The 12,215-nt window shown below is 35.8% G+C and carries 10 protein-coding genes and 1 pseudogene; 4 read left to right on the top strand and 7 right to left on the bottom strand.

Features of this window, described 5'->3' with window-relative positions; translation table 11 throughout:
• Window positions 1–165 precede the first annotated feature (165 nt).
• The 7 genes and pseudogenes from HX062_RS07615 to HX062_RS07585 all read right to left on the bottom strand — a co-directional run bounded on the left by HX062_RS07615 (window position 166) and on the right by HX062_RS07585 (window position 5,869).
• The gene (locus tag HX062_RS07615; RefSeq protein ID WP_286467007.1) at window positions 166–486 is read right to left on the bottom strand and encodes a hypothetical protein; all 321 of its coding nucleotides are present in this window, start codon (window positions 484–486) and stop codon (window positions 166–168) included.
• A 1,274-nt stretch (window positions 487–1,760) separates the two neighbouring features.
• Window positions 1,761–2,258, bottom strand: a complete 498-nt coding sequence (locus HX062_RS07610) for a hypothetical protein (protein WP_286467006.1) — start codon at window positions 2,256–2,258, stop codon at window positions 1,761–1,763.
• A 1-nt stretch (window position 2,259) separates the two neighbouring features.
• Entirely contained in the window at window positions 2,260–2,913 is a 654-nt protein-coding gene (locus HX062_RS07605) for a hypothetical protein (RefSeq protein WP_286467005.1), read from the bottom strand.
• A 39-nt stretch (window positions 2,914–2,952) separates the two neighbouring features.
• A pseudogene (locus HX062_RS07600) lies at window positions 2,953–3,000 on the bottom strand (hypothetical protein); the annotation flags it as partial.
• 515 nt (window positions 3,001–3,515) lie between these two features.
• On the bottom strand, window positions 3,516–3,989 hold the full coding sequence (locus HX062_RS07595) for a hypothetical protein (RefSeq protein WP_286467004.1): 474 nt from the start codon (window positions 3,987–3,989) through the stop codon (window positions 3,516–3,518).
• 1 nt (window position 3,990) lies between these two features.
• Window positions 3,991–4,143, bottom strand: a complete 153-nt coding sequence (locus HX062_RS07590; RefSeq protein ID WP_286467003.1) for a hypothetical protein — start codon at window positions 4,141–4,143, stop codon at window positions 3,991–3,993.
• A 976-nt stretch (window positions 4,144–5,119) separates the two neighbouring features.
• Entirely contained in the window at window positions 5,120–5,869 is a 750-nt protein-coding gene (locus tag HX062_RS07585; protein WP_502888501.1) for an RHS repeat-associated core domain-containing protein, read from the bottom strand.
• A 358-nt stretch (window positions 5,870–6,227) separates the two neighbouring features.
• Here HX062_RS07585 and HX062_RS07580 point away from each other — a divergent pair, with 358 nt between their 5' ends.
• The 4 genes from HX062_RS07580 (at window position 6,228) to HX062_RS07565 (ending at window position 11,808) form a co-directional block, all read left to right on the top strand.
• Window positions 6,228–7,403: an SH3 domain-containing protein gene (locus HX062_RS07580; protein WP_286467002.1), complete on the top strand. Its 1,176-nt coding sequence runs from the start codon at window positions 6,228–6,230 to the stop codon at window positions 7,401–7,403.
• Between the two features lie 59 nt (window positions 7,404–7,462).
• Window positions 7,463–8,281 (top strand): 3-methyl-2-oxobutanoate hydroxymethyltransferase, encoded by an 819-nt coding sequence (panB, locus tag HX062_RS07575; RefSeq protein ID WP_286467000.1) that lies wholly within the window; start codon window positions 7,463–7,465, stop codon window positions 8,279–8,281.
• Window positions 8,282–8,369: 88 nt separating this feature from the next.
• Entirely contained in the window at window positions 8,370–9,065 is a 696-nt protein-coding gene (locus tag HX062_RS07570) for an RluA family pseudouridine synthase (RefSeq protein ID WP_182628013.1), read from the top strand.
• A 205-nt stretch (window positions 9,066–9,270) separates the two neighbouring features.
• The gene (locus tag HX062_RS07565; RefSeq protein WP_286466998.1) at window positions 9,271–11,808 is read left to right on the top strand and encodes a heavy metal translocating P-type ATPase; all 2,538 of its coding nucleotides are present in this window, start codon (window positions 9,271–9,273) and stop codon (window positions 11,806–11,808) included.
• Window positions 11,809–12,215: the final 407 nt, after the last annotated feature.

The following is a 12,215-nucleotide window of genomic DNA, read 5'->3' as shown; positions in this document are numbered from 1 at the left end:
GATTTGCTACGATTTGCACGGTTTGTTCATTTGTAAGATAATTGTGCTTTACAACGAGCGACGAGCAAAGAGCAAAGAGCGACGAGCAAAGAGCAACGAGCGACGAGCAAAGAGCAAAGAGCAACGAGCAACGAACAAAGAGCGACGATTTCCACTCACCACTCACTACTCTTTTATCCTCAAAACCACTTCTTTTTTACCTGCCTGATCAAATCGATACACGGTTAGTTCACTAGAATTGGCTTCTTTGGAAATAATATCGCCTTTGTTGATTACTTCTGGCGTATCAAAAGTATAGCTCTTAAAAGCATTTCCTTCTGCATCGTAAATCGAATAGGTATTATCAGGCCAAACCTCTACACTTTCGACAACAAAATAAATGGCTTCACTAGCGGCTTCATGGCTCGCTTGTCCTTTCATAAAATAACTGAATTGAAGAATCGCTACTAAAACGACAACGACAAAAACAATAAGACCTTTTTTCACTGGGTGTTTATTTAATTGGGATAAAACTACAATTTAAAATCTTGATTGTGAAAAAAAAGTGGAAGGTGTGGGTGATGTGCTATATCTCACCGAGATTATATATTGTTTTGGTGTTCGATGAATCTACGCTACGCTACGATTTTCACTTCGTTACGATTTGTTATTTGCACGGTTTATCTCACCTAGTTTATATTGGTTTTGGTGTTCGATGAATATATCTCACCAAGATTATATTTGTTTTGGTGTTCGATGAATCTACGCTACGCTACGATTTGTTCTTTGCGCGGTTTGCACGGTTTATCTCACCAAGATTATATTTGTTTTGGTGTTCGATGAATATATCTCACCAAGATTATATTTGTTTTGGTGTTTGATGAATCTACACTTCGTTACGATTTTCGCTACGCTACGATTTGCGCGGTTTGTTCATTTGTAAGATAATTTTGCTTTACAAAGAGCAAAGAGCAAAGAGCAACGAGCAAAGAGCAACGAGCAACGAGCAAAGAGCAAAGAGCAAAGAGCAACGAAATCTGCACGATTTGTCCTTTACGCTGGTCGCGCGGTGTTTGTGAGATTGTCTTAGCTTAATCGTTTATTACCTTAATACCCTCTAACCTCCTTATTCGATGGCGCGGATGTGTTTACTCATTACTATTTTTTGGACGATTGTTCTGTGCTATCTGCGTTCTACATGGTTAAACTGCAAACCTAAGCAAGTCGAAATTAACTTGTAATACCCCCTTCCGTATTCTTACACATATTGGACAAATAAGGAGTTATTGTCCATTCTTGTTCAAATTAAATAAAACACAACAAACTGTATTTCAGTATTTTAAACAACAAAGAAAAGTAGTTGTAAAGGGTTTGTAAGGGGATCGTTAGTATTTACAAGGGTTTTAGGCCATTTTACCTTACAAACCCTTTACAAACCCCTTACAAACCCCTTACAAACTATTAACCATCTACCTATACGCTCAAACTTATCCGATGGCGTGGATGTGGTAACCCGTGCCTTCATTTATACCATGGTGAATATAATTTATCTTCTCTTTTGTAAAAGTATTTGTATAAATCGATTCTGCATGCTAACCATCTTGCCAAACGGTATACTGCTGTAGACGTTTTAACTGTACACAAGCTTCACAAAATATCTTAGCAGCAACTGTTGTTAGGGGTATGAATATCCGTTGCTTTGTGTTTTGTTGACCTTGTTCTATAGATTGAAATAAATATTTTTACCGCACGATTAAAAAAACGCGCGATTGGGTAACGTTTCAATTAGGCAAAGGAGGAGGAGGTACTACATGGCTTTCTAATATTACCTCTATCTTTTTATCCTTTACTATACTTTCAAACAATAATACTATATTCATAAAATCATCATTATGTTGTTCAATAACACAATATGGTAATTCTATTATTCTTTCTATTTGCCCTTCACGAAATAAAATTTTCGCATTAACTCCATCCTTAATATTATCATTTGAGCAATCCCAATCAATATTTTTCTTTTGTAATGATAAAATAGCATTATAAATTTTTAATTTTTCCTCTTTCTCATAATCATACTTTTCCAATTGTACATTACAATCTACATCTCTGACCATTCTTATTCCTTCTCCCTTAGAATTAACATAATAAGAATCTAATGTGTACTTTTTTTCAATACTAAACTCAATAGACCAATTTTTCATTTTATCTTTATTAGCTATACAGCTTCCAAATACAAAAGAAACTAACAATACCACAATTACATTATTTATTCCAATCATTTCAATTCATATATCTAGTTGAATTTTTAACAATCTCTTCATCACTAATTTTAATTCCTTTCTTTTGATAATACCCCTTCATTATAGGAATTAAGTTATTCATCAATAAAACATTATTATTATTTCTTTCTTGAAAATGTTGTGCCTTATTTGCTCTATCCCATTTATATATTTTACCTTCTTCAATTTTTTTATCTACATAATCAACAATATATTTATCCACACTACTTAAATCTAACTTACCATTATCATAAAAATCTTTTGCATCTAAAAATGCATGTATGAATGCCTCATGTCCCATATCATCTAAATATCTTTCAACTAACACGCCTTTTTGAGATAATTTAATTGTAGTATCAATTCCCCCCTTATCATTATATTTGGAGCTTGTTGATGCATCTGCATGTGTCACTTTATCAAATCCTTTAAAAAATAAATTAATCCCCTTATTATGATACTTCCCATTTTCTTTAAAAGTATAGCCTCCTATTGTTTGTCCTTTAATAGCATAATCCGCTAAAAACTTACGACCTTCATCTGAAGCAGCAAAAAATTCAAAAGCATCCACTAAGCTTTGATTTACATAATTTCCTTGAGTATTTTTACTATATATCCAAGAAAAATCTATTTCTTCTCCTTTAGGATCAATAAACATGATGGGATTATTGTTCACATAAGTATACAAAGAAATATTCGGATACTTCTCAGCCAACGGGTCCACATTCATCCAACGACCGATAGCCGCATCGTAATTACGGGCACCATAATCATAGACATTGAAGCCTAACTCATCTTGGTTTTCTTTGCACTACGTGCGTTATCTTCGTCCAAAGCTACGCTTTGTTCTCGAAAATAAATTGATACTTATAATTCTTGGCAATCGTATTATTCTTTTCGTTGTACCCACTATGAGCCAATCCAAATGGGTAATAATTCGTTTCTTCTACAATTTCATCGTCTCATTTTTATCATCGGACTAACCCGACTAAATATAGTTCTTTTTATTATTCTAAAAATAACTTTTGACAAATAAAGTAGGGATCATATTACTTAGAAGTTGGAAACATCTTACTGTATTTTATCCTAGATGCCCTATCTAATATTTTAAAATGAGACAAGCTCTTGCGAAGTAAAAAGTTAATGCTAGCTATTTTATAAAATACAAAACCCGCTCGTCGTTGATTAGCGGGTTTATTTTTTAAGGACAAATAAAATATTCACTACAATATATTAATCATTTCATTACTAAATCAGGAGTTAAATGTCTATAATGAGATTATTATATAATAAATCATCATAAAGATTATCCCAATCAATATAGTTATAATATGCTTTTAGTGCAGATTCAAATCTAATTGGAGCAATATAATTTCTATATCGCAATCTATTTATATCCTCTTTACTTGCCTTTCTTATTCGATTTTCAAAAAAATCTTCAACATAAATAGAGTCTGTTCCTATTTTGTAATACGGCATTTTTATTCTAGGTAAATTAGATTTTTCATTAGTAAAAACAACCCAATCACCATGATAAAATTTTGCATCAAAAGTATTTCCAAATAATAAAACTTCTTTATTAATGATATCTTTCACCTCAGGTCTTCTATCATACGTGCCTACAAAACATACAATACTAAAAGCTTTCTTTTTAAAAGTGCTTACAATCTGTCCATATACTAAAACATCTTCAGCAATTTTAATTTCAAATAAATCCCCTTCTTTTAATTTCATCTTAATTTTGTTTTTTCCTCATTAGATTTTTAGCATTTGAAGTTCCTCCATTTGGATTTGATTTATTAGTTGGACCGCCAAATCTATCTAATGCTCTTTGCTCCCTTATATCTAACTGCGTTGGGAACTTCCCTTTAGCACTTCCTCTATTCAATATTTCGAATTCAAAATCTGCATTCGGATGTTTTCTTGCATGCTCAGCCTGACGAGCTAGAAATCTTGCTTCATTTTTTGCTTGGCCAACATAAGGTTTTAAACCTCCTGTTAAATCTTTTCTTACCCCCCCTCTCCTGTAAAAGATTGTCTCAATTTAGCGATACTCCCCATCACAAAAAATGGAGAATCAAATTCCATTGGCTGAATTCCTTGACTTTGAGCTTGATACTTTACATCATGTTTAGCCCCAGACCCTCTAATTGTTTGAGCTGTTTTTCCATTAAGTACAGATAAATTTGTATCAATCTTCGATTCAGAATGTTGAACAAATTGAACTTCTGTAGTTGTTTCTGGCGCATAGGGAGCTGATGTATCTAAATTAACATCATAGACGTTTAATCCTAACTCATCTTGGTTTTCTTTGCACTACGTGCGTTATCTTCGTCCAAAGCTACGCTTTGTTCTCGAAAATAAATTGGTACTTATAGTGCGCTCCAATCGTATTATTCTTTTCGTTGTACCCACTATGAGCCAATCCAAATGGATAGTAATTCGTTTCTTCTACAATTTCATCGTCTCAATTTTATCATTGGACTAACCCGACTAAATATAGTTCTTTTTATTATTCTAAAAATAACTTTTGACAAATAAAGTAGGGATTATATTACTTAGAAGTTGGAAACATCTTACTGTATTTTATCCTAGATACCCTATCTAATATTTTAAAATGAGACAAGCTCTTGCGAAGTAAAAAGTTAATTCTAGCTATTTTATACTGTTAAAAGTAACTTTTTATTTTTAATACCAAGAAAATGATTCCTACAACAAACAGCAAAAAATTACTTAAATAATAATTTGTTTTTATTGAAAAACCAGGACCATCTTCATATTTCGGCCATTTATTTTTCAAAATCCCTCTTAAACCTATTATGATCATAATCAAATAAATTATTATATACATCATAAGCTTTCATTTATTTTGTTAGCCATTTTTCAATTTCACTTCCTATTTGTTTTTCTGTTGTTATATTAATGCCTTCAATTAATGTTTTAGTTGAAGTATTTACACCTTTTCCAATAGCTCTTTCTGTAGCTTGTACACCATAATTTCCACTACGTGCAAAAAATATAGATAAACCAAATTTTACTGCTGCTTTTTTCTCTTCTCCTTGTCCTGCTAGAAATAATGATTCAATCCCCGCACCGACTAAACTCATTCCTCCACCAACACTCATCATTGCCCCCCCTAGTGGAGCTCCAACACCTGTAATTGATAAAGCTAAACCTGCATATGTCATTCTATCTCCTGCCTTTTGTAAACCTGTAGAAAAGGATTTTAATTGGCTATTCTCACTGATGTAAAAGCCATCACTCGTTCGAATTGCATTAAACCCTACATCAGTAGTAGTACCGTTAAGATTATCTGTTACTGATCCGTTGGCGTTTAAGTTATACGATTCTGTACCTGAAGTACCATTGTAAGACATCGTTTCTGATACCCCTTTTACATTTCGATATCCTCTTCCTATTGCATCTTCTTCACTATGAACAAAAGGATCATATGTAAGTAATTTTTCTCCCTTATCAGTAGCATGATCAACCCAATCTTCTCCTATCATCCCCGTAGGATCAATCAGATTCATCGGATTATTGTGTACATAATGGTACGGATTCCATCCTGGGAACTCTTCCGCCAACGGATCCACAATCATCCAACGACCGATAGCCGCATCGTAATTCCTTGCACCGTAATCATAGACATTGAAGCCTAACTCATCTTGTAACTCGAGTAAATCTACAATATAATTTCTAGATTCTAAAAATACAATCTAGAAGACAGCTGCATCTACCTCCTCCCCCAAACAACTGCCTATTGGTTTATTGGGCAATTTACTTTTGACAAAATTTTCTCTTTTTATCGAGGCATCCACTACAAAATCCTAAACAGTAAACCACAAACGAATCGCTACTCCCCAGAAATAGTGAAATTCAGCTCGCCTTTTCACTTTTTTACGAACAGCGTTATTTTTTTCAGCACATTTGCATCCTCAATTAAACGATATTGAATAATAGAACAACCGTATGAAAACACTCGTTCAAGCCTTGCTAATATGCTTTACCTTACAAGCATCAGCTCAATCTCCAACCCTTTATACTTCAAAGCCCACAGAAGCTTACAAAGACAAAGCAGCCACGCAAAAAGCGGGAATTTTTATTTCCAACGCTCATCTCTCTTACTATGAAAAGATCAACAAGCGTTTGGTACAAGTCGATCGCGATTATGAAAGTCCGCTTTATATTGTCGATACCCAAAATCTAAAGGAATACTATACAGAAGATGCACCCGAAGCGCCTGCTCCTATTATTGAAATGGACGAATATTACGGCTCTCCTCACCTCTTTACTACCGTAGCAGGACTTAAAGTGCGCGAATATCCCAGCAGTACGGCTAGTGTATTGGGAACAGTATTAATTGGAACGGCTGTGCCTATCGAATTTTATCCTTACGACAAAGACGCTTGGGTTCCCATTTCGTATAATGATGGCTATGGTTATATAGCTGCTCAATACTTGGGAGAGCGTCCCGTGATGAGTGAATTGATCCAAGCGTATAAAGCTACTTCTGATGTAAGTGAGCAACGCAAATATGCGGAGCGCATCTTAGAATTGGGGTGGAATAGCGAAGACGCAACAACGCAAAAAGCCATTCAATTCTATATTGACTTCGCAAATAAACAAGATGAAACGGAAAAAGTAGCGCTGTTGAAATTGCAATTGGAGGCCATAAAAGCAATGCCGAAAGAAGGTGATACATCAAAAGTAAGTAAATTGATCAGAAAACGTCAATTTGGCTTTGCATTAAATGAAAAAATAGAACCCATAGACGGTTTTGATATCGATTGGATTCACACCTATATCGGTTATCCCCTTGATGAATCGGCTAATTTAGAAGATTGTGCCTTGGGAGATTACGAGGGAAATTCCTATTTTAACTCCGCTGAATTTATTACCCATGACCTCGACCACACCTATAAAGTGCGCAAAATGGACATGATTAATAAAAATGGTTTTATCATCGACAATCAATTGATGGAACAGTACACCACAGAACAGGTATTTCTAAAATTAGCCAAAGGATTGATCACGCTAATTGAGCCATTGACCCACACATATTACATTGCAGTAGACGATGTTCTCTACAGTTTTGAGTTTTACAATAATGAATTATTGCGAATAGAATTGATTTATTACTGCTAAATTTTTTATTTGAAGTCTTTTTACTCTACTTTTACAAGGAATTACAAAATAAACAACAAATGTCAGTAGCAAAGAAAGATTATAAAAAAGTGACAACTAAGTCGCTGATTGATATGAAAGCCAATGGAGAAAAAATATCAATGCTTACTTGTTATGATTACTCAATGGCCAAAGTTTTAGAGGCTGGTGGAATTGATGTTATGTTAGTTGGAGATTCCGCTAGTAACGTTATGGCTGGACACGAGACAACCTTGCCTATTACATTAGATCAAATGATATACCATGCACAATCGGTAGTACGAGGTGCAGATCGAGCGCTTATTGTGGTTGATTTACCTTTCGGTTCATACCAATCTGATCCAAAAGAAGCCCTGCGTTCTGCGATCCGAATTATGAAGGAAAGTGGTGCACATGCTGTAAAAATGGAAGGTGGTATTGAAATTAAAGAGGGAATCAAGCGCATATTAGAAGCGGGTATTCCCGTAATGGGACATTTGGGATTAACCCCTCAATCTATCTATAAATTTGGAACCTATACGGTAAGAGCAAAAGAAGACGAAGAAGCGGAGCAATTGATGCGCGATGCGAAGATGTTAGAGGAAATCGGTTGTTTTGCTGTTGTATTAGAAAAGATTCCAGCGAGTTTAGCGAAAAAAGTTGCGCAAAGCATTTCGATTCCTGTAATTGGAATTGGCGCAGGAAACGGTGTTGATGGCCAAGTATTAGTTATTCACGATATGATCGGTTTAACCCATGAATTCAACCCTAAATTCTTACGCCGTTACTTAAACATCTTTGATCAGATGAAAGAAGCTGTTTCTCAATATGTAGATGACGTAAAATCAGTTGATTTTCCAAATGAAAATGAACAATACTAAGTTTTATTTTTCACAAAAAATACACGCAAAAATATCCTTTTAGATTTAACCCAGTTTAAAAGGATATTTTTGTTTTAAAATTCACCGTATGAAAGTTGTTACTACTCCCGATAATTTACAAATCCTACACGAAGACAATCACATTATTGTGGTAAACAAACGCGTGGGCGACCTCGTACAAGGCGATCAAACGGGAGATATGCCGTTGAGCGAATGCATCAAAATCTATTTAAAGCAAAAGCACAACAAACCTGGAGACGCGTATTTAGGCGTAGTTCACCGCTTAGACCGTCCAACTTCTGGACTTGTGGTATTTGCCAAAACCTCCAAAGCACTTACTCGTTTAAATGAGTCGTTTAAGAATAGGGAAACAAAAAAAACCTATTGGGCCGTTGTCAAAGATGCTCCTCCTAAAGTAGAGGATACACTGGAACACTTTTTAGTGCGCAACCCTAAAAACAACACGTCTAAAGCACATAACAAAGAAGTACCCAATAGCAAAAAAGCAAAATTGACGTATCGAATGTTTCATCAACTCAAAACGTATTCTGCCTTAGAAATTGATTTACACACGGGACGTCATCACCAAATTCGCTGCCAATTAGCTGCAGTAGGTTGCCCTATCAAAGGCGACTTGAAATACGGTGCGGATCGAAGCAATCCCGATGGCGGAATTCACCTTCACGCACGTGCGTTGACGTTTACACATCCTGTAACCAAAGAACTATTGACTCTCACTGCCCCTACCCCAGATGACGTCATTTGGAATGAAATAACGAAATAGTGATTTGTACGTGGTGATTTGTGAGTGGTAACTTTTTCAATAAAAATAAAAACTTCTGTGATAAGAAGTTTTTTTTGTTTTTATGTGGTTGGTTAATGGTGATAAGTAAACCGTAAACAAAAAAAACATAACCTTTTCTATAAATTATGTAACAGTTTAATCCCAAAAAAAGCCGAAATTAGTGTATTAAAAAACACCCTATTGCATGAAAAAAGTATATAAAGTAAGTGGAATGACCTGCAATGGTTGTCGCACCAAAGTAGAAAATACCTTAAACGAGATTCATGGCGTTCAGGCAGAAGTTTCTTTAGAGCAAGAACAAGCCCATCTTGAATTGCATCACGACATCGACACCTTAACCCTACAAAAAGCGCTGCTTCAAAAGGGGCACTATATTTTACAAGAGGTGATTACCAAAGAAGACGGCACTCAAGAAGTGCTTCCCCCAGTGGAGTTGAGTGAAGCCGATCACTTTCATCAAGAAATTCCAGCCGATATGGCAGATAAAGCAGGCAAGTATTTTTGTCCGATGTTGTGTGAAGGCGATAAAGTATACGACAGCAATGTAGGTTGTCCGGTTTGTGGAATGAATTTAGAACAAATTCCAGCAACTAAAATCGAACAAACCGTTTACTATTGCCCTATGCTTTGTGAAGGTGATAAAACCTATGAAGAACCTGGATCTTGTCCTGTATGTGGTATGGACTTAGTTGCGAAATCCATCAGTATTGAACCGGAAGACACCACCTATACAGATCTATTGCGCAAGTTGAAATATGCCATTCTCTTTACATTACCTGTATTCATCCTTTCCATGGGAAGTATGCTACCTGGTGATCCGATAGGCAAGATTATTCCCATGCACCTCAACAACTACATCCAATTGATTTTTACGATTCCCGTAGTATACGTCTGTTGGACGTTTTTCCAACGTGCTTGGGTTTCTTTTAAAACGTGGAATCTCAATATGTTCAGCTTAATTGGATTGGGAGGAGCCGCTGGATTGCTATTTAGTGTAATCGCCCTCTTTTTTCCCAACCTATTTCCAGAAGATTTTAAAGGCGAACACGGTATTCACTTGTATTTTGAATCTGTAGCAGTGATACTTACTTTGGTAATGTTAGGACAAGTGATGGAAGCTAAGGCACACAGCAGAACCAACACAGCTATCAAAGAACTACTCAAACTTTCACCAACAGAAGCAACGCGTATTAACGCAGACAATGAAGAGGAAAAAGTAGCCATTGAAGCCATTTTAAAACACGATAAACTCCGCGTTAAACCAGGAGAAAAAATTCCAGTGGATGGGATTATTCTCGAAGGACATGCTACCATTGATGAGTCCATGATTACTGGAGAACCGATTCCGGTGGAAAAGACAAAGCAAGACAAAGTCGTTGCTGGAACAATAAACAGCAATACTTCTTTTGTTATGCAAGCAGAAAAAGTAGGAAAAGACACCTTGTTATCCCAAATTATTGACATGGTTAATAATGCGAGTCGCTCGCGTGCACCTATTCAGAAATTGGCAGATAAAGTATCGACTTATTTTGTTCCTACGGTGATTATCATTGCCCTTGCAACCTTTCTTTTATGGAAGTTCTTAGGCCCTGAACCAACCTTAGCCTATGCGTTTATCAATGCCTTAGCTGTATTGATTATCGCTTGTCCTTGTGCCTTAGGATTGGCAACCCCCATGTCCATCATGGTGGGAATAGGAAAAGGAGCTCAAAATGGCATTCTAATCAAAAATGCAGAGGCTTTAGAAACAGCCAACAAAATCAATGTTTTAATTACAGACAAAACAGGTACACTTACCGAAGGAAAACCGTCAATCGAAAAGGTAGTCTCTACCCATTCGGATTATGATGCAGACGCTTTGTTGCATCTAACTGCCTCCTTAAATCAAAATAGTGAACACCCTTTGGCCTTGGCATTTACCCAAGCAGCAAAAGAAAAACAACTGGCGCTAACGCCAGTAAAACTATTTGCTAGTGTTACGGGCAAAGGGATTCAAGGTGTGGTGGATAAAAAACGTATTTCGTTGGGAAATGCCGCCTTGATGCAATCCTTAGAAGCCTCCTTGAGCGACGAATTGATCGCTGAAGTAACCACCATCCAAAAAGAGGGAAAAACAATTTCCTACATCGCAGAGGGCAATGTGGTGCTCGGTTATGTTGTGATGCACGATAAAATAAAAGCGTCGAGCTATGCGACCATTGAAAAACTACACCAGCAAGGCATTGAAGTAGTTATGATTACTGGAGACAATCACAATACAGCACAAGCAGTATCCAAACAATTGGGCATTCATCAGTTTCTTGCCGAAGCACTCCCAGAAGACAAGCTCAATGCAATCAAAAAACTTCAAGCAGAAGGAAAAATTGTGGCGATGGCTGGCGATGGAATCAATGATGCTCCTGCCCTGGCACAAGCCAATGTGGGTATTGCCATGGGTACAGGAACGGATGTGGCAATTGAAAGTGCAGAAATCACCCTTTTACAAGGAGAAATCGACAAAATTCCACAAGCTATTCAACTAAGTCACAAGGTGATGAAAAACATCAAGGAAAACCTCTTCTTTGCCTTTGTGTATAACAGTATTGGTATCCCCATTGCAGCAGGTATCTTATACCCCGTTTTTGGAATTGTGTTGTCACCGATGATCGCCGCAGTAGCTATGAGCTTTAGCTCAGTATCCGTAATTGCAAACTCCTTGCGCTTAAAAAATACCAAATTATAAACCTATTTGACGGTGAACAACCTAGTAAAATAAAAGAGGCTATCTATACAGACAGCCTCTTTTGTTTTTTCGTATTTGTTCCATTCTAAAACCAAGTCCCCACAAAGTAAAAAAGAATGACTAAATACTCATTTTTAACAACTAATAAAAAATACAGTAATACATTTATTTACCCTATGCAAGATAATAAAAAAAATCAATAATAAAATATTTTAATACAAAAATTATATAAAAAACTAAATATTAATAAAAACACAAGACTTAAGATTTTTAAAAATCTTCATTTAACACATATAATAGAAAAAATTAATGAATGGTAAGTCGTGAATAGTGAATAGTGAATAGTGAATAGTGAATAGTGAATAGTGAATAGTGAATAGTGAATAGTGAATAGTGAATAGTGAATA

It is taken from the genome of Myroides sp. DF42-4-2, from assembly GCF_030326445.1.
Classification (GTDB): domain Bacteria; phylum Bacteroidota; class Bacteroidia; order Flavobacteriales; family Flavobacteriaceae; genus Flavobacterium.
Note: the sequence above shows the minus strand (reverse complement) of the source record. Positions and strands in the feature narration are given on the sequence as shown.